Below are 17,860 nucleotides of genomic sequence, written 5' to 3'. Positions count from 1 at the left end.
TGAACGCGAAGGGCCTCCGGGTCGATGTCTGGAGGCCCTTCTGCTTTCGCGCTCAGTGCGCCGAGGGAGTGTCCGGCGGCGGTGGTGGCTCTCTGCTCGGCGGCGCTGACGGACGTGGTCCCGCCATGGGGCCCGCGAAGAGCAACCCTTCCTCCACTGCGCCTCGGCCCGGCTCCCGCTTCGAGTCCTCCAACCGATGGCTGCGCTGCCACGCTTCCTGGCGAAGCCCCAGCACCTCCTGCACCAGCACCTGCGCCGCCGCGGCCAGCGGCACGGCCAGGACGACGCCGGGCAGCCCCGCCACCGCGCCGCCGCAGAGCACCACGATGGAGATGAGCAGCGGGTTCATCTTGATGGCCCTCCGCTGAATCATCGGGCCCAGCACGTTGGACTCAATCTGCTGGTACACGATGAACACGGCCACCGCGATGAGCGCATCCTTGAGGCCCACCGCGGCCAGGGTGATGACGCCCACCAGCACCGCGCTGACGATGCTGCCCAGGTAGGGAATGACGCCCATCATCATCACCATCAATCCCAGCGGCAGGAAGTACGGCACGCCCTGGATGATCGCCATGGTGGCGGCGACCGTTCCGCCAATGGTCATCACCAGCAGGGTCCCCGCCAGGTAGTTGGCCACGGCCTTGCGCATCCGGGACATGAGCAACCGCACGCGAGGCTGGCGGCGCGGCGATACCCACTGGATGCCGCTCTCGTAGAGGTCTTCACCGAACAACAGGCTGAACACCGTGAGGACCACCACGGTGATGCCCCCCGCCACCAGGCCCAGCGTCGACGACAGGACATTGATGAGGCGGCCCGCGACGTCCGAGGGCTCGAAGCGGATGAGGTCCTCCGCCTGGACCTGCACGCCATAACGCGCGCTCAGCTCCTCCACCCAGTGGGACTGCGCGAGCCGTTCAAGCATGGCGGGCATCGACTGGACCAGGCCCTGGAGCTGGTGGATGAGCATGGGCACCAACGAGCCCACCAGGACACCCATCATCCCCAACAGCGCCAGCGCCACGATGGCCACAGCCGCGCCGCGAGGAAGCCCCCACTGCGTCAGCCTGCGCACCAGCGGACTCAGCGCGATGGAGAGCAGCAGCACGACAGCCAGCAGCGTGAGCACCGGGTACAGCGCCCGGAGCGCGGCCCAGCACAGGATAAGCAGCAGGACCTGCGTTCCGACGACCCAGACCGTCCGCGGCGGAACATAGACGGGGAGCTGCCGACGAGATGCCTTCATGCCTCACAAGGTAGGATGTGGTTGCACGGACGGTAGGCGGCCCGGAGCACACCACCGCGTCACCTGACAGGCGCTCCTGCAACTTCAAGCAGTTGGCGTAGCGCACCCCAGCAGGCAAGCAGACGTGCGCGCACTGTCACGCCTGAAGTGCGAGCGAGCCTTGAGCCCCGAAGCAGGCAACGCATGCCATGGGGGCAAGTGGGCCCCACCCTTGAGGGCGAGCTGAAGGGGGCGCAACCTGCACGCGCCATGTCCGATAATCCCCAGACCCACCCGAGGACCGGGAGTGTGGAGGGTGACGCGATGTGGATTGAAGCCATCGTCATGCCCCGGCAGAGCGCCGCGCCGTACCGGCCCTTGCCGCGAAAGAAGCGTGGAGCCGATGCCATCCCGGCATCGGCCCCGGACCGCCGGTCCGCCTACCACGCCGCGCTCGACGAGGGACGCCGCTTCTGGGACGCCGTGCTCGCGTTCCTGAAAGCCCACCACCTGATGGACGCGGTCCGGTGGATCAGCGAACCGGGGACGATTCCCCTCGTCACGCTCCACTGCACCCGCATCGTCCTGGAGCGGCTCCGGCAAGCGCCCGAGTTCGAAGCGGGTCTGTCCATGAACCTCGAAGTCCCCGTGTGACGGTGGCCGCACAGGCTCAAGGCACGGGGACGAAGCGGTAGAGCGCGCTCTCGATGTCGGACGTCACGTAGAGGGTGCCCGACGCGCCCACCGCCACGCCCGTGGGGATGTAGCCAGGTGGCAGTCCCTCGCTCTCAGGCAGACCGATGCACAGGCCACTGGCGAGCACCGTCACCCGGCCCGTGGCCGCGTCGATGCGCACCAGCCGCTTGCGGCCCACCTCCGCGACAATCAATCCACCGTCGGGATGCAGCGCGATGCCTTCGGGCGCCTTGAGGCCCGTGGCCACCGTGCGCCGCGCCCCATCCGACAGACGCACGCGGGTCACCTTCCCCGAACGCACCTCCGTTACATACACCGCAGGCTCGTTCGCCTTGGTGTCGGCCGCGAGTCCCACGGGCCCACCCAGCCTCTCCGCCAGCACCGTGGTGACGGCGGGCTCGGAGGTATCCACACGAGCGAGCCGGCCCGTGGCGGCCTCGGCGACGAGCAACGTGCCGTCCTCCAACTCCACCACGCCCTGCGCGCCATTCGGAGTGGGAATGGTCCGCAGGAGCGCTCCCGTGCCGCGGTCCAACACCTGGAGGGTGCTGTGGCTGCCCAGATAGGCCGTGCTCAGCACGACATGCCGGGCAGTCACGCTCACGTTCATGGGGAAGTTCAGCTGCGACAAGAGGACCCGCGTCGTCTGGGTCACCCGGCCATCACGCCCGCCCACCTGGCGCAGGGCGTACACATCCGCCACGTACAGTGTCTCCTCGGGGTCATCCGGCACGACGGCGATACCCGAGGGCACGGACAAGCGAGATTCGACCAGGAGGCGGACGGCCCCATCGGCGGGATTCACCACGCGGATGTCGTTGTCGACCATGTTGGACACGTACACCTGGTCATCCGGGCCCACTGCCAGATTGTCGAGCCCGGTGGGCAGCTTCGCGACGACCTCCTTGGCACCCGACGGCAGACGGACCCGCACCAGCTCACCCGTCGCCGCGTCGACGACGTAGAGGTTCTCCCGGCGCGCGTCGAAGTTGACGGCGACGGGCACCGTGAAGCCTTCCGCCACCTTCTCGATGAGGCCCGTGTCCACGTCCACGCGGGCTATCTGCCCCTTGAGGATGAGCGGGCCATACAGCCGGCCATCCGGGCCGAACTCGAAGCCATTGAGATAACCGGGCGCGTCGATGACCTTCCGGGGCGGCTTGCGCCCGGTCGGGTCCACCTCCCACAGCGCATCACCCCGTCCGAGCTGCGTCACGTAGAGCCGGCCATCGCCGCGGAAGGCCAGCGAGTTGAGGCCCGGCAGGTTCCTGGCGATGACGCGCGTCTTCCCATCCGGGGTGCGCCGCATCAGCTGGCCGGAGAAGTAACCCGTCCAGTAGATGGAACCGTCAGGCCCCAGCGCCACGTCATCCGCGCCGCCCAGCGGAGGCCCCACGAGCGTGCTCACCACGCCCGTGCTCAGGTTGACGGCGTGGACCGACTGGCCCAGCAGGTTGCTGGCCAGCAGGTTTCCCTTTCCATCCACGGCGAGCCCGTGGACGCCCTGGAAGTGGGAGCCGGCCACCACCACCTCCTGACGGTAGGACTTGGGCGGGGTGGCCAGGGCCGGGCCCGCCATCAACAGCAGACCGGCGGCCAGGGACTTGGAGACACATCGGAACAGGGAAGCACTCATGGATTCGAAGCCACCTTGCCCTGCGTGAGCTCCAGGCCCACGAGCCCATCACCCTGACGCCAGGCACGCAGGACGTCGATGAACGCGAGCGTGTCGCCCCCGAAGGTGGCGTAGCGGATGGCGTTCGGCCCCGGGCTGACGCCCTCGTTGTTGTAGTAGCCGGGCGTGCAATCCGCCCCGCCGAAGGAAATCCCCGTCCTGAGGCGGGAGAGAATCACGTCCCACCACTGTTGCTGTGCCTGCGCCGACGGCTCGATGACCTCCACGCCCTGCTTCAGGCACCGCCCGATGATGTAGGCGGCGTGCTGGGACTGCTCGTCGAGGATGTGCACGAAGTTGATGGCCCAGCCGCTCTGGGTCGTGGTGAACATCATCAGGTTCGGGAAGCCGCGGCTGTGCATGCCATGCAGCGTCGCCGGACCGTCGGCCCAGCTTTCCCGGAGCGAGGTGCCGTCGCGGCCGCGGATGTCGAAGCCCAGCATCCGGGTGTAGTCACCCGAGACTTCGAAGCCCGAGGCGTAGACGAGACAGTCGACCGGGTACTCCTTCCCCTTCACCACCACGCCCGTCGGCGTAATCCGCTCCACGCCCTTGCCTTCGGTGTCGACGAGCTGGACGTTGGGCCGGTTGAACGTCTCCAGGTACTCGTCGTGGAAGCAGGGCCGCTTGCACATCGGGTTGTAATAGGGCTTGAGCGCCTCGGCCGTCGCCGCATCCGAGACAATGGCATCCACCCGCGCGCGGATCTCCTCCATCTTCTGGTAGTCAGCCAGCTGGCGGAGTTCGACTGCCTCCTCGGGCGTCCGAGCCTGTTGGGTCGCGCCGTCCTGGAAGATGTACGTCCAGCCATCCTGGACCATGTCGACCGGCAGCGGGCGGCCGGAGACAATCGCGGAGAAGTTGCGGATGCGGTCCTGCTGCCAGCCGGCCTGGAGCGACTTCGCCCAGGCGTCATCCGTGGGCCGGTTGCCGCGCACGCCAACGCTCGAGGGGGTGCGCTGAAAGACATACAGCTGCCGGGCCACTGCGCCCAGCTGGGGAATGGCCTGAACCGCCGTGGCCCCCGTGCCGATGATGCCCACGCGCTTGTCGCCCAGCCGGGTCATGCGGCTGGTGGGGCTGCCACCGGTATAGGCGTAGTCCCAACGGCTGGTATGGAAGCAATGCCCCTTGAACGTCTCGATGCCTGGGATGCCGGGCAGCTTGGCCTTGTGGAGGATGCCTCCCGCGATGATGACAAACCGCGCCGCCAGCCGGTCCCCTCGGTCCGTCGTGACATTCCAGCGCCGGGCGTCCTCATCCCAGTCCATGGACTGGACCAGGGTCTGGAACAGCGCCTTCTCGTAGAGCTGGAAGTGCCTGCCGATGCGCTGGCAATGGGCGAAGATTTCGGGCGCCCGCGCATACTTCTCCGTGGGCATGTAGCCAGTCTCTTCGAGCAACGGCAGGTAGATGTAGGACTCCACATCGCAAGCGGCGCCTGGATAGCGGTTCCAGTACCAGGTGCCACCGAAGTCGCCGCCCTTCTCGACGATGCGGATGGAGTCCACACCCGCCTGACGCAGCCGCGCGGCCGACAACATGCCGCCAAACCCACCTCCGACAATCAAGACGTCTAGCTTTTCCGCCAGCGCCGGGCGCGTGAACCCAGGCTCAACGTAAGGGTCCTTGTCGAAGTCCGCGAAGACGCCCTTCACGGGGATGTACTGCGTATTGCCGTCGGGACGCAGCCGCTTCTCACGCTCGAGGCGGTACCTCTCCTTCAAGGCTTCCGGAGAAAAAGCGCGCCCATCCTGCTTTGTCGCAGTCATCCGCACACATCCTTTCGAGTTGGGAGCCACGCACGATGTACACGACCGTTTACTTACATAGACATAACTCAATCAGAATTGTAAGTAAACCCGGATGCCCCCGCCCCAACTGCCCACTGCAAAGCCAGCCGCTCGGCAAAGAGACTCTGAACGCACACGCACCTCCCTGATGACCGCCGCGCGGACCCTCTTCTCCACACAGGGCTTCGCCAACACGGGGGTGCGGGACATCGCGGCGCTGGCCGGAGTCAACTCCTCGCTCGTGGGCCGCTACTTCGGCTCCAAGCAGGGGCTGTACCGGGAGACGCTGGCGCAGGTGCTCGATATCGGCCCGTTGCTCCAGATAGACAGGCGCCAGTTTGGAGAGACGGTGGTGTCCCTCTTCCTGGGCGCACACGACGCCTCGGGTCCGTTGGCGATGCTCATCCTTTCGGCGTCCGACCCCGAAGCCCACGCGACCAGCGTCGAACTGCTCCAGAAGCAAGTCATCACGCCCCTGGCCCGCTGGCTGGGCGCTCCGGATGGAGAGGGGCGCGCGGCCCGGCTCAACATCCTCTGGAATGGCTTGCTCGTCAGCGGGAGGCTGCTGCCCATTCAACGGCTTTCCGAAGGGCTCGACACCTCCACCCAGCGCTGGCTGGCTGCCTCAATCCAGTCAGTCATTGACGAAGGCGCGACCTGAGGACGCGGCGACCCTGTCGTGGTAGGGGGCGCATGTCCTCCCCATCGGCTACCGTCGCTGTCCTTCGAGCTTCGTTCCCTGCCATGGAGTCGTTCATGTCGCCACCCCGCGCACTCGCGCCGCTTCTCGTCCTGCTCCTATTGTCCGCCTGCGGGGACGACCCCACGCCCACGCCCGCGGACAGTGGCGTCGTCGACGCCGGAAACAATCGCGACTCTGGGACGGACTCCGATGCGGGCGCCGATTCCGATGCGGGCACCGATTCCGATGCGGGGACGGACGCCGGACAGGATGCGCCGCCTGGCATCACCACCGAGGCGCTGCCGAAAGGCACCGTAGGCCGGGCGTACACGACGACGCTGGCCGCCGCGGGTGGCACCGCGCCCCTGACCTGGAGCATCACGGCGGGGACGGCGCCGGCGGGCCTCACGCTGTCCGCCACGGGCACGCTCAGCGGCACGCCCGCCCAGGTGGCCGACAGGACCTTCACTGTCACGGTGGAGGATGCGAATGGCCAGACGGGCACCCGGGAGCTGACGCTCTCCGTGAGCGCGCCGGGCGCCCCCGTGTTCACGGTGGGCCAGTGGAACCTCACCTACTTCGGCTCGGATTCGCGCGGCCCGTCGAACTCCTCGTCGGATGGCGGCACGTCCGATGACCGGCAGATTGCCGGCGCGCGCGACATCATGCTCGCCGCGGGCGCCAACCTGTGGGCCATGGTGGAGATGGTGGATACCGCCGACTTCGACCTGCTCAAGGCCCAGCTCCCCGGCTTCGACGGCTTCCTCTCCAACAACGCGGTCTTCGTCTCTGGCGGAACGTCTCCCTACGGCACGAGCAGCCAGAAGCTGGGCGTCCTCTACGACAGCTCCCTCACCTTCCAGAGCGCGACCCTGGTCCGGATTGGCAACATCTCCGACTTCGCGGACCGCCCGCCGCTCCGCGTGGACTTCACCACCGAAATCAACGGGGCGGAGACGCCGCTCACCGTCATCGTCGTCCACATGCGCGCCAACAGCGCCGACCCGACGGGGCCGCGCGAAGCCCGGGAGCGCGCGTCCGCGGCGCTCAAGACGTACCTCGACGAGCAGCTGCCCACGCAGCACGTCTTCGTGATTGGCGACTGGAATGACGACGTGGACGAGTCCATCTCGCTCGACCCCACCTCCGGCGCGCCGCTGGCCACGCCCTACCAGAACCTCGTCTCCGACTCGGCTCGCTACACCTTCATCACCCGGGAGCTGTCGCTTGCGGGGGATGACACCTCCATTGGCTTCGAGAACGTCGTCGACCACACCCTGGCCACCAACGAGGTGGCGGACCGCTATGTCGCGGAATCGGCCCGCGTGCTCTACGTGGACGAGTGGTTCCCCGACTTCCTCAACGTGGTCAGCGACCACCGCCCCGTCGTCAGCAGCTACTCCTTCAGCGCGGCGACCGGCCCCTTCCTCCGCCTGAAGTCTCCCCACGACGGGACGTACCAGGGCGGGAGCACGCTGCCCATCACCTGGACGTCCTGGGGCGTGGGCAGGGTCCGCGTCGAGGTCTCCACCAATGGCGGCACAGACTGGAGCTTCCTGGCCGAGTCCGTCCCGGCGGCCCTGGGGCGCGTCGTCTGGAGCCTTCCGGACGAGGCGGCCTCCAGCGTGTGGGTACGCGTGGTGGATGTCTACGAACCGGCGCACACGGACATGAATGAGGAGGCGCTGACCATCGCCAATGGCGCCGCGCGCGTGTTCATCAACGAGGTGTTGGCCAATGAAGGCGCCCAGACATCCGCGCACGAGTTCGTGGAGCTGGTCAACGCCAGTCGCTTCCCCGTGGACATCTCCGGCTGGACGCTGTGGGACGCCACCAGCGGTTCCGCGCGGCATGTCTTCGCGCAGGGGACGCAGCTGGGTGGTGGTAAGGCGGTGGTCGTCTTCGGTGGCGCCGCGGCGGTGCCTGCGGGACAGGCGAATGCGCTGGCCGCGTCCAGTGGCCTGCTGGGCCTGGGGAACGGCAGTGACGTCGTGCGCGTCCGGCGGCAGGACTCCACCCTGGTGGACTATTACGACTACACGTCCACCGTGCCCGGGGTTTCCGCCAACCGCTCGACGGACGCCTCGCCGAATGCGAACTTCGTCGCGCATGACACGCTGACGCCGGGGGTCGCCAGCTCTCCAGGGCTGCGCGCGAACGGCGCGGCGTTCTGACGAGACACGTGTGACACGGCCCGTCGCGAGTTCCCCTGGGGCTCGCGGCGTGGCCGAGCCGCGGCGTCGACGTCGGCAACCGCGGCCATGCGTGAATCACCATCGCAGTAACGCGCGCGAGCCGCCTTCAGGGAACGAAGAGGAGCCGTGACGACTGCTGCACCCAGGCGCGCCGCGTGTCGAGCGTGCCGAAGTCGAGCAGGATGAACTGGTCGAACAGCCGGGGCATCATCGACAGCAGGCTCAGGGAGGCCCAGACCTGGGTCAGCGCCATCCGCAGCCTGTTCTCCGGCAGATGCGGCGTCCCCGGCGCCAGCCGCCCGGCCAGCTCGGCCAGGAACGCATTGAAGCGCTGGATGGCGGAGCTGTCGTAGCGCTGATGGGCCAGCGCGTCGTGGAAGTGCGCGTGCGCGATGTACGGGTAGCGCAGCGAGTTGCTCATCAAATCCTCGAGCAGCGTCTCGAACGCCTCGCGAATGCCCAGGCCCTCCAACCGGAGCCGATCGAAGTCCTCCAGGACGTTCCCGAAGGCCTGGTCCAGCGTCTGCTCCAGCGCCAGGGCAACCAGCTTCTCCTTGCTCCGGAAGTAGTAGCTGATGGCCGCGCTGTTCACCTGCGCCTCGCGGGCAATCTCCCGGATGCCCGTCGCATCCAGTCCATCCCGGCCGATGCACACGATGGTCGCCCGGAGAATGCGCTCCCGGGCCTCCTGCTCCTTGGTCCCCATCCCTGCAAACCCCTGAAACGACGTGAGTCCGCGCTGGCGCTTGACAGGCGCGGGTAACTTTAAATCTATTGATTCAATCAACAGATTAACCCAGGAGATTGAATCCCATGGTCAAGCCCGAAGGCGAACCTACCGCAGGAAGACCCTCTCGACGAGGCGTGCTGATGGGAGCGGGGCTGTTTGCTGGCGGCGCGGCGGCGGCGTTGGGGCTGCGGAGCGCGCTGGCACCAGTGTCCAAGGACGTGCAGGGCCTCAACCCCCGAAGCGACGCCTGGTACGACATCCGCCTCACGGGGGACGGGCTGATGGACAACCAGGTGCTCTGGTTCCTCAGCCATGCCACCCATGGCCAAAGCGACGTGGGAGAAGTGCTGGAGACGGCCAGCCGCATCCAGCCCGGGGACGAGCGCAGCTGGTTCGAGGCGTGGACCCAGACGGCGCGGCGGGTCCACGGCCACGCCCAGGACGCCGAGTCCAAGGGCCACCTGCTGAGCGCCGGCCAGGCCTACGCGCGCGCGGCGAACTACTACCGCGCGGCGACGATGCACTACACGGACCTGGAGGACCCGCGGACGCTCGAGGTGACGCGCCAGGCGGCCACCACCTTCGAGAAGTCGAACGGGCTGCTCGGCTACGACGTGCAGCCGCTGGCCATCCCCTACGAGGGCACCTCGCTGGCGGCGTACTTCGTGCGCTCGCCGCACGCGAAGCCCAGCGCGCCCGTCATCCTCCTCCACCAGGGGCTGCATGCCTGGCCGGAGGAGACGAAGTGGGTCTGGGAAGGCGCGGCCCGGCGCGGCTACCACGTGCTCATGTTCCACGGCCCGGGCCAGGGCCGCTCGCTGCGGGAACACCGGCTGAGCTTCCGGCCGGATTGGGAGAAGGCCGTCAGCCCCGTGGTGGACGCGGCCGAGCGCATCAGCGGGGTGGACCCTCGCCGCATCCTCCTCATGGGCCTGTCGTTCGGCGGCGCCCTGGCGCCTCGGGCGGCGGCGTTCGAGCATCGCATCGCCCTGTGCATCGCCAACCCCGGCGTCCTCAGCTGGTGGGAGTCCACCAGCTCGCACTTCAACCGCTTCCTCCCGGGCTCGCTGGCGCTGCTGAAGTCACACCCGGAGAAGTTCGACCAGGCGATTACCGCGCTCGCGGACCGCTGGCCCACCGCCCAGTACTGGCTGCGTGACGTGTATTGGAAGCATGGCGCCCGGTCGCCGTCGGAGCTCTTCCGCAAGCTGGAGGAGTTCACCAACGAGGCCATCGTCGACCGCATCCGCTGCCCGGTGCTCATCATGGAGGGCGAGGCGGAGGATGCCTCGCCGGGCCAATCCCAGAAGCTCTACGACGCGCTCCGGGGCCCCAAGCACCTGATGATGTTCACCCACGAAGAGGCCGCGCCCCTGCACTGCCAGGCGGCGTCCACGGCGCTGGCCGAAGCGCGCCTGTTCGACTGGCTCGACGAAAACGTCTGAGGCCCCGCCATGACACCGCTCCTCACGGCCGTCCTCGGCGTCCTGCTCGTGGCCACTCGCGAGGAAGCACCGGAGGGGCGCTTCAGCGTCGTCCCCTTCGTGCTGCCCGCCTACCAGCCGGAGACGAGCTTCCTCCTGGGCGGCGCGGCATCGCTCATCTATCAGCCCCCGGCGTCGCGAGGCGGCAGGGAGTCCCAGGTGATGCTGGCTGCCGCCGCGAGCACCCGTGGCCAGTTCACCCTCCTCCTCCAGCCGGACGTGAATCTGCTCGACGACCGGCTGAACCTCACGGCCACCGCCAGCGCGGCGCGCTTCCCGGACCGCTTCTTCGGCATGGGCGCACGCACGCGGGCGGAGGACGAGGAGGACTTCACCCCCATCTTCTTCGAGCTTGAACTGAGTCCGAAGTGGCGCATCGCCCCCCGCCTCTATGTCGGCCCCACCGTGCGCTATCAGCACGCGCGCTTCACCTATGTCGCGGAGGACGGGGCGGTGCGGCGCATGACGGGCGCCGAGGGCGGTTCGACGGTTCAATTCGGACTCACCGCCCTTTATGACTCACGGGACAACACGCTCAATCCGCTGACAGGTCTGGTGGCGCGGCTCAACCTGCGCCGGGCGCGGGACGCGTGGAGCTCCGACTACGTCTTCGATGTGCTGCGGCTGGATGTCCGGCGCTACCTCACACTTCCATGGGGACAGCGGCACGTTCTCGCGATGCAGGGACTCGTCGACCTGCGCGACGGTGAACCGCCCTTCTATGACACGGGAAGGTTGGGTGGGATGGAGTTGAGCCGAGGCTACCTGGAGGGGCGCTTCCGCGAGCGCCAGCACCTGGGCGCGCAGGTCGAGTACCGCGCGCCCCTCTTCTGGCGACTGGGCGGCGTGGCCTTCGTCTCCGCGGCGACGGTGGCACGCAGCCCACGCGACTTCGACCTGCGTGACATCAAACCCGCGGCTGGCGGAGGGCTGCGCTTCGCACCCATGTCAAACGTTCCCGTCAATATCCGGCTCGATATCGCCTACGGAAGCGAACCGAGCTTCTACTTGAACGTGGGCGAGGCTTTCTAGACTGGGAAATCAGCCAACATTCACCGTCCCGTGAGTTAGAAGCCCGGACATGCGCGCTCCCCTGTTGCCCCTTCTTGCCCTGCTCACCCTCGTGGGCTGCTCTGACTCCCCCTCCGACCGTCCGGGGGATGATGCGCCCGTGGACCGGGGCCCCAAGGCCATCCCACTGGACGGCGACCCCAACGGGATGTTCTGGGACGCCGAGAACGAAACGCTCTACATCGCCGACGACCAGAACCACCGCATCCTCAAATACCGGGACGGTGAAGGCGTGTCCCTGGCCGTCGCGCTGCCGGACGCGCCGCCCAACAGCACCAACCTGGGTGAGGTGGTGCGGATGCCGGACGGCACGCTGGTGACGGTGCGCTTCGGCTTCGGGACGGCGGGCGCGGTGCTCTTCGCGCGGCCGGACGGCACCACCGGCACAGTGCCGGGACTGCCCACCAACCGCCGCCGCATCGGCCTGACGGTGACGGAGGACGGGCGGCTCTTCAACTCCTACTTCGTCCGCAACAGCAACGTGAATGTGGGCGCCATCGCCCTGCTCAACCTGGACGGCACCGAGCAGGAGGTGGTGGGCGCGCTGGAGAAGCCCGTGGGCGTGCTGGCCGTGGGTGACTCGCTCTACATCGCGGACCAGATTGCCGGGAAGGTGTACCGCTCGCCGCTGGCGCGTCCCTCGGAGCTGACCACCATCGCCACCCTCACCGAGCCGGACCTGCTGTCGCTCGGGCCGGGCGGCGCGCTGCTCACGGGCACCCGTCAGGGCACCGTGGTCAGCATCAATCCCAGCACCGGCGCGCAGCGGGTCATCGCCAGTGGCTTCCAGAACGTGCGCGGCATCGCCTACGACGCCGCCAACCGCCGCCTCTTCCTCGCCGACCACGACAGGGACGAGTCCAACGGCACCACGCACTTCCTCCAGATTGTCCCGGTGGACTGAATGCGCCATGTCCTCATCGCAGTGGCCACGCTGGCGAGCACGCCCGCGCTGGCGGCCCCGGACTGGCTCCAGCCCGTCCTGGTGGGTGAAATCGACTGGCGTCAGCACGTCTCCGAGGTGGAGGGCTTCGACGGCGTCACGCTGGCCCGCCTCCGCGTGGGCGCCCGGGCCTACCCCGTGCCCTGGCTGATGGCCTCCGGCGTGGCGGAGTGGGCGCAGGAGAAGCCCGCGCTCGTCGACGCCTTCGTGGCCGCCACCCTGGGGGAGTCGCTGCGCCTGTCCATGGGCATGTCGAAGACGCCGTTGTTCATCAGCGCGCGCGACGAGAACCTGGAGACTCGGGCCATTCCCGAGCTGTCCCTGCTGGCGCAGACGTTCTGGCCGCGCCGCGACCTGGGCATCGAGGCCTGGTGGGCGCCCAAGGCGCTGCCCGTGGAGGCCTGGGTGCGCGTGGGCAATGGCTCGCGCAGTCCGCTGGGCAATGACAACAGCCTGCCCGCCCTGGACGCCCGCGTGGACGGACGCTGGGGCCGCGCCCGGGGCAACGTGGATGCCTTCTGGGGCTTCCGCGCTGGCGCGGGTGTCCATGTGGAGAACGCCTACGACCGGGCCGGCATCGGTGGCATCGGCCCCCAGAACTTCGTCTTCTACCGGCCCCCGCCGGTGTCAGGGCCTCGCTCGGTGGTGGAGGCGCACGCGCGGCTGGACGTTGGGCCCGTGCGGGTGCTGGCGGAAGGCGCCGCGGCCTGGGAGCGGCGCTCTCGCGATACCGATGGCAATCCCAACACCCCGCGCGAAGGACTGCCGCGGATGGAGAGCCAGGGTGCCTCGCTGGAGGTGTCCTGGGTGGTGGTGGGACGCCCCCGGGGCGACGGCGCTCGCTGGCCCGTGGCGCCGAACGACCCCACCGGCATGGACGCCGTCAACGCCGGGCAGGTGCCCACGGGCGCCGTCGAGCTCGGCGCGCGCGTGGAGCGGCTGTGGCTGGGCCGGGGTGCCTCCGACATCCAGCCCGGCGGTACGACGGGCGGCGCCCTCGCGGTCCGCTGGTGGGTGACGTCCTTCTTCGGCCTCGGCGCCGCCGGGTACGCCCAGCGGTACGACACCGCGCCGCTGGAGGACCCGGGCCGGCGAAACTCCTGGCTCGCCCTGGCCCGAGCCACCGTGAGCGTGCCCTGAGCACTTCGACTTCGCCCTGGGCCCAGGGGGGCGTGCCCAGGGCGTGCCGATGCACCTCCCTCCGCCCTCGGAGCACACCATGGTCCGCACCGAACGCGTCGCTCGTCGTGTCTTCTCCAGGTTGAACCTGGCCCTGCTGCTCACAGGCGCCCTCGCGGGCTGCGGCGGCCCCATGGAGCCGGCCCCGTCCGCGTCCGAGTCCGACGGCGCGCTGGACACCCATGCCCAGGCGCTGACGTATCCCAGCGGCAGCAGCCAGACGGTGGTGTCCCGCCGTGTCGTCTACAGGAACGGCTCGGGAGCCTATCAAGCAGCGGCGGGGTTCGAGCACTTCCGCGCGGCGGGCGCTTTTGACGTCGCGCTCCACAACATCCGCATCGCGGAGGTGGACGCGCCTGCCATGCGAGAAGCACTGGTCATCATGTCTGCGGGCCAGAAGATTTCGAGCAGCGGCCACTCCAGCGGCGTCACCGGGCAGGCCTCCAACTGGGATGCGTCCTGTGACAGCGTCTCCTGTCCCAACGTGAGCCTGGACGGCCGTTCGCTGGCCATGAAGCTGCGCGCCCTGGGTTGGTTTCCCAGCGGGAAGACGTACCTGTCCGTCGTCAACGACGCCAACTTCGACCACCTGTTCGACAGCGACACGAAGCAGCGCATCGTGAATGGCTTCTCGAACTGGCTCCAGGCGCAGGTCCGTCCGGAGACGCGCGCCATCTACCTGGCGGGCAGCTCGCGCGGTGGATGCTTGATGATGCGCATGGCGCAAGCGCTCCGCGCGAACACGGCGCTCGACGGCATCGACATCTACGTGTCGTCGTTCGACGGCGTGTGCCGCAACAGCCAGGGAGAGCTGGGGACCTTCGACAGCAAGATCAACAACCCCGTGCGGCCCTGGGGCACCTTCTATGGCGCGTGGGCCACGAACCTGACGGCCCAGTTCCCCCGCCGCGACAGGCTCCACATCTTCCACGTGGTGGGCGGCCAGGAGGTCGCTCCCGCCACGGGCATCCGCGCCTTCTCCGGCTACGCGGGCAGCACCCCGCCTTCGACGGGCACGAACCTCGACTGGGGTTGGTACAAGCAGACGTGGGTGAAGTGGCAGCACAAGGAGATTGGCAATCCCTACACGGACCCCAGCGCGTCGGACCAGGCGCAGGTGGTGGCGGAGACGGTCGACGCGCACCTGACGTGGCTCGACGCGCGCCTGCCCTGAAGCGGCTCAAGGAAACCCGGGCGGCCGACCTTCCTCGGCCGCCCGCAGTCGCGCGCCGGGGTTGAGCTCAAAGGCGAGCCCGAACTGCCACAGCGCCACGGGCTCCAGGAACAGGATGTTGTAGTAGTCCTGTCCCTTCACGTACCGCGCGAAGACGCCGAAACCCGCGCCCCACCGAGGGTAGACGCCGAACTCAGCCTTCCACGTGGCCCGCTGCGAGGGCGTCTCCCCGAAGGGCTGCGACACGGACACTTCCAACGGGAAGCGGTGGTTGCTCCACGTGCGCTGGCCCATGACGCCGGCCGCCCAGTGTCCGTCACCGTAGACGGCACGCTGGGAGCGGGTGATGCGGCCAGGGCCAATGGAGGTGTTCAGCTCGAAGGCGGCGAACCCGCCCACCAACCACGCGTTGCGCAGGTCCGGCTCCACGTCGAAAGCCAACCGGCTGTGGAACTCCATGCGGAAGAAGTTCGTCGTGAAGCTGCCGGAAACCTCGTTCAGCGGCAGCTGCCCTTCCGACGGCGTGCACCCGGATTCGCCGCGCGTCTGGTTGCTGTAGAAGCACCCGGACTCCCCATTCGAGTAGTGCGCCACGATGACGTTGAGCGCGAGCGCCAATCCCCGCACCGCCGCGCCCTCCGCCCGAGGCTTCGCCAGCGGTCGCAGGTGCGCCACCTGGAACGTCGCCTTCGCGATGAAGGACGGCGGGATGGCGGGGTCGCTCGCCGTGTCCACGATGCGCAGCTGCACCGCCGGGGTGATGATGAGCGACAGGAAATACTCACCGCCGGGCCGCGTGAAGTCTCCGTGATGGAGCTGTGGCAGAAAGAGGTTGGGCGCCACCTGCGCCTCGAAGATGAGCTTCTCCGGGGAGTTCGGCGCCCCCAGACGGCGGATGCGGTTGGGGGAGTCGAGGATGTAGCTGCGGTCCAGGAAGAGCGGGACCGGCGCGTCGTATTCCACGTGCCACCCGTCCGCGCGGACGACGCCCGCCAGCAGGACACACGTCCCCCACAGCAGGGCGGCCCACCACCGCTGGACTCCGCCCCCTGCCCTCCACGCCATGGACGCCCCCATGAGTCACGGGGCCGGACCTCAGGCCTGCGGCCAGCGGGTTGTCACCTGCCCCCGCGGACCGCACGCGCGCTCGGGGGGCATTCACGTACGTCAGCGTCTGACGCGTGCACACTTCCCGGCCCGGCGGTCTCACGGCCACTGCACACCCGCGGACAGCCGGACGCGCGAAGTCAGGGCGCGCCGGGGATGCGCCAGCCGTCCGCGCGCAGCGCATCGCGCAGCCGTGGCGTGTCCTTCACGGGGTCCCAGGCACCACAGGCCCAGGGCAGCACCTCGTCCACGATGGCACGATGGACCTGTCGTGCCGACTCACGCGGGCTGAGTGGCTCTGGAGACTCCTCGCTGGCGCCCAGCGCGAAGGTGATGACTGACCGGCGGCTCAGCGCCCGGCACGCGGCATGGACGCACGCGCCCAGGGGGTCCTCTTCAGGCCGGCGCGGGGCGTCGGGCGCGGACGGCCGGGGGACACACCCGCAGGCGTAGTTCACCGACCAGGCGGCGGAGAAGGCATCCGGCGCGCAGAACTGGCTGGGGGTGAAGTTTCCCACCGCGGCCACCTGCGCCGCGTGCGCCTCCGAGGGCTCACAGAGCCAGCGGTCCATGGCCATGACGGCGCGGCGCGACCAGTCGTTGTTCGGGTCCTGGGACTCCCACAGCCACAGCACATGCCTCGCGGCGGCGAGCGCCACGCGCACCTCCACCTCCGTGCCGAAGGCGGCCAGGGACTCGAGCCACGGGCGCAGCGCCAGGGACGGCTCCTCGGTGCGCTCGACGGGCCACGCCACGTCCGTCAAGAGCGCGGCGCAGAGCGGCTCCTGGAAACGCTCCGTCCTCAAGGGCGGCGCTCGATTTCGCAGCACCGCGCGCGTGATGTCGTCCATGACGGCGTCCACATAGGGTGCCAGGACCTCGACGGCCCGGAGCGCGTCGAGCGACGCCAGCGCCTCCGCGCCCCGGACGCCCAGCCGGGCGATGAACAAGAGGGCTCGCTTCCCATCTTCGAGCCGTCGGGTCTCACCGAGCGGGCCCCGCCAGGAAGGCGGAGGCGGCCCGTCTTCTTGCCGGCGCGACCTCGCGCTGCTCGCCACTTCGAGCAGCCTTGGAATCGCTCGGGCCGGCGCCAGCAGCGACAGCACGCGCAGGGCCTCGTTCCGATTCTCATCGTCCAGAATGGCCTGCTCCTCCAGCGCGGTGAGGACCTCTTCGTCGCGCGGAAAGCGAGCGAGGACATGGAGCCCCTCCCGGCGCACCGCGCGGTGGGCATCTTCGAGCAGCGATAGCGCGACGACGCGGACCTTCTCCGGCAACGGGTCCTGCATCGCCGCCAGCACCTGCGCCGCGTGCAACCGCGTCGGTGTGTCGCCCCGCTCCTTGAGACACGACAGGACGGCGCGCAGGGCCATGGGGGTGGCGCGTGGGCGCATGCGCGTCAGCACCGCCAACGCCATTCGCCGGACCCGCGCCACGGGCTGACGGAGCACGTCGAGGAGCGCCGGAATCGCACAGGTGGGAAGCGGGTCGATGGTGCCCAGCGCCGCGACGCACTGCCCGAGCATGTTGCGCGTGGCTTGCCAGGAAGCCTCCTGGTCCGCTCGCGCCAGGGCCTCTATGAGCGCGGGCACCGCCGCGAGCCCCGCCTGGCACACGCGGTCATGTGCATCCCTGCCGTCGAACCAGCGGATGCGGTCTCCGGCGAGCGCGGCAATCCACTCGCGCACCGTCTTTCCTTCCACCTGGTAGCCGGAACGAACCAGTGCGGCATCCAGCCGCCGCAGCGAGGCGAGGTCATCCGGCCGCGCCTTGCGCCACAGCGCATCGAGGTCTTCGTGTTCAGCCATGTGCGGCCCGGCGGCCTCCCGACGGCGAGGGGACTCAGAGAGATACTGGCAGGGAGACAACGGACATGGCCAGACGGGACCTCCAGTTGGGGGCC

At 68.9% G+C, this 17,860-nt stretch carries 14 protein-coding genes; 8 read left to right on the top strand and 6 right to left on the bottom strand.

The features are described 5' to 3' along the window. Positions 1–52: 52 nt before the first annotated feature. On the bottom strand, positions 53–1,249 hold the full coding sequence (locus BHS09_RS14090) for an AI-2E family transporter (protein ID WP_140790441.1): 1,197 nt from the start codon (positions 1,247–1,249) through the stop codon (positions 53–55). 303 nt (positions 1,250–1,552) lie between these two features. Between BHS09_RS14090 and BHS09_RS14085 the strand changes: the two genes are divergently transcribed. Continuing rightward, the gene (locus tag BHS09_RS14085; protein WP_237080356.1) at positions 1,553–1,882 is read left to right on the top strand and encodes a hypothetical protein; all 330 of its coding nucleotides are present in this window, start codon (positions 1,553–1,555) and stop codon (positions 1,880–1,882) included. A 16-nt stretch (positions 1,883–1,898) separates the two neighbouring features. On the opposite strand, the gene BHS09_RS14080 is transcribed toward BHS09_RS14085, so the two are convergent. Both BHS09_RS14080 and BHS09_RS14075 read right to left on the bottom strand, forming a co-directional pair. Beyond that, complete coding sequence (locus tag BHS09_RS14080) at positions 1,899–3,560, bottom strand: SMP-30/gluconolactonase/LRE family protein (RefSeq protein ID WP_174260543.1); 1,662 nt, start codon at positions 3,558–3,560, stop codon at positions 1,899–1,901. Beyond that, the gene (locus BHS09_RS14075; protein WP_174260542.1) at positions 3,557–5,371 is read right to left on the bottom strand and encodes a flavin-containing monooxygenase; all 1,815 of its coding nucleotides are present in this window, start codon (positions 5,369–5,371) and stop codon (positions 3,557–3,559) included. The genes BHS09_RS14080 and BHS09_RS14075 overlap by 4 nt, the downstream gene beginning before the upstream one ends. Before the next feature lie 169 nt (positions 5,372–5,540). On the opposite strand from BHS09_RS14075, the gene BHS09_RS14070 reads away from it, so the two are divergent. Together BHS09_RS14070 and BHS09_RS14065 are read left to right on the top strand one after the other, a co-directional pair. Next, a complete protein-coding gene (locus tag BHS09_RS14070) occupies positions 5,541–6,053 on the top strand; it encodes a TetR/AcrR family transcriptional regulator (protein ID WP_140790437.1) in 513 nt (170 codons plus the stop codon). A 95-nt stretch (positions 6,054–6,148) separates the two neighbouring features. Continuing rightward, positions 6,149–8,248: a lamin tail domain-containing protein gene (locus tag BHS09_RS14065; RefSeq protein WP_237080355.1), complete on the top strand. Its 2,100-nt coding sequence runs from the start codon at positions 6,149–6,151 to the stop codon at positions 8,246–8,248. Positions 8,249–8,375: 127 nt separating this feature from the next. On the opposite strand, the gene BHS09_RS14060 is transcribed toward BHS09_RS14065, so the two are convergent. Beyond that, positions 8,376–8,975 carry a TetR/AcrR family transcriptional regulator gene (locus BHS09_RS14060; protein ID WP_140790433.1) on the bottom strand — a complete coding sequence of 200 codons (600 nt, stop codon included), beginning with the start codon at positions 8,973–8,975 and terminating at the stop codon, positions 8,376–8,378. 164 nt (positions 8,976–9,139) lie between these two features. Between BHS09_RS14060 and BHS09_RS14055 the strand changes: the two genes are divergently transcribed. From BHS09_RS14055 to BHS09_RS14035, 5 genes are all read left to right on the top strand, one after another. Next, positions 9,140–10,444: an alpha/beta hydrolase family protein gene (locus tag BHS09_RS14055; protein WP_174260541.1), complete on the top strand. Its 1,305-nt coding sequence runs from the start codon at positions 9,140–9,142 to the stop codon at positions 10,442–10,444. 9 nt (positions 10,445–10,453) lie between these two features. Then, positions 10,454–11,515: a BamA/TamA family outer membrane protein gene (locus BHS09_RS14050; RefSeq protein WP_140798119.1), complete on the top strand. Its 1,062-nt coding sequence runs from the start codon at positions 10,454–10,456 to the stop codon at positions 11,513–11,515. Between the two features lie 49 nt (positions 11,516–11,564). Then, positions 11,565–12,458 (top strand): SMP-30/gluconolactonase/LRE family protein, encoded by an 894-nt coding sequence (locus BHS09_RS14045; protein ID WP_140790427.1) that lies wholly within the window; start codon positions 11,565–11,567, stop codon positions 12,456–12,458. Next, on the top strand, positions 12,459–13,637 hold the full coding sequence (locus BHS09_RS14040) for a hypothetical protein (protein ID WP_140798118.1): 1,179 nt from the start codon (positions 12,459–12,461) through the stop codon (positions 13,635–13,637). Between the two features lie 79 nt (positions 13,638–13,716). Then, the gene (locus tag BHS09_RS14035; protein ID WP_237080354.1) at positions 13,717–14,850 is read left to right on the top strand and encodes a hypothetical protein; all 1,134 of its coding nucleotides are present in this window, start codon (positions 13,717–13,719) and stop codon (positions 14,848–14,850) included. Between the two features lie 6 nt (positions 14,851–14,856). Here BHS09_RS14035 and BHS09_RS14030 read toward each other — a convergent pair whose 3' ends face one another. Together BHS09_RS14030 and BHS09_RS14025 are read right to left on the bottom strand one after the other, a co-directional pair. Then, positions 14,857–15,915 carry a hypothetical protein gene (locus BHS09_RS14030; protein WP_140798116.1) on the bottom strand — a complete coding sequence of 353 codons (1,059 nt, stop codon included), beginning with the start codon at positions 15,913–15,915 and terminating at the stop codon, positions 14,857–14,859. 182 nt (positions 15,916–16,097) lie between these two features. Continuing rightward, positions 16,098–17,765, bottom strand: coding sequence for a HEAT repeat domain-containing protein (locus tag BHS09_RS14025; protein WP_140798115.1), 1,668 nt, complete (start codon positions 17,763–17,765; stop codon positions 16,098–16,100). Positions 17,766–17,860 lie beyond the last annotated feature (95 nt).

It is taken from the genome of Myxococcus xanthus (genome assembly GCF_006402735.1).
Lineage (GTDB): Bacteria > Myxococcota > Myxococcia > Myxococcales > Myxococcaceae > Myxococcus > Myxococcus xanthus_A.
The sequence above is the reverse complement of the archived record's forward strand: the minus strand, read 5'-3'. Positions and strand labels throughout refer to the sequence as shown.

Bases quoted from the DNA above. Each gene is read 5' to 3' on its own strand.
- BHS09_RS14090 (WP_140790441.1), bottom strand. From the start codon at position 1,249: ATGAAGGCATCTCGTCGGCAGCTCCCCGTCTATGTTCCGCCGCGGACG.
- BHS09_RS14085 (WP_237080356.1), top strand. From the start codon at position 1,553: ATGTGGATTGAAGCCATCGTCATGCCCCGGCAGAGCGCCGCGCCGTAC.
- BHS09_RS14080 (WP_174260543.1), bottom strand. From the start codon at position 3,560: ATGAGTGCTTCCCTGTTCCGATGTGTCTCCAAGTCCCTGGCCGCCGGT.
- BHS09_RS14075 (WP_174260542.1), bottom strand. From the start codon at position 5,371: ATGACTGCGACAAAGCAGGATGGGCGCGCTTTTTCTCCGGAAGCCTTG.
- BHS09_RS14070 (WP_140790437.1), top strand. From the start codon at position 5,541: ATGACCGCCGCGCGGACCCTCTTCTCCACACAGGGCTTCGCCAACACG.
- BHS09_RS14065 (WP_237080355.1), top strand. From the start codon at position 6,149: ATGTCGCCACCCCGCGCACTCGCGCCGCTTCTCGTCCTGCTCCTATTG.
- BHS09_RS14060 (WP_140790433.1), bottom strand. From the start codon at position 8,975: ATGGGGACCAAGGAGCAGGAGGCCCGGGAGCGCATTCTCCGGGCGACC.
- BHS09_RS14055 (WP_174260541.1), top strand. From the start codon at position 9,140: ATGGGAGCGGGGCTGTTTGCTGGCGGCGCGGCGGCGGCGTTGGGGCTG.
- BHS09_RS14050 (WP_140798119.1), top strand. From the start codon at position 10,454: ATGACACCGCTCCTCACGGCCGTCCTCGGCGTCCTGCTCGTGGCCACT.
- BHS09_RS14045 (WP_140790427.1), top strand. From the start codon at position 11,565: ATGCGCGCTCCCCTGTTGCCCCTTCTTGCCCTGCTCACCCTCGTGGGC.
- BHS09_RS14040 (WP_140798118.1), top strand. From the start codon at position 12,459: ATGCGCCATGTCCTCATCGCAGTGGCCACGCTGGCGAGCACGCCCGCG.
- BHS09_RS14035 (WP_237080354.1), top strand. From the start codon at position 13,717: ATGGTCCGCACCGAACGCGTCGCTCGTCGTGTCTTCTCCAGGTTGAAC.
- BHS09_RS14030 (WP_140798116.1), bottom strand. From the start codon at position 15,915: ATGGCGTGGAGGGCAGGGGGCGGAGTCCAGCGGTGGTGGGCCGCCCTG.
- BHS09_RS14025 (WP_140798115.1), bottom strand. From the start codon at position 17,765: ATGGCTGAACACGAAGACCTCGATGCGCTGTGGCGCAAGGCGCGGCCG.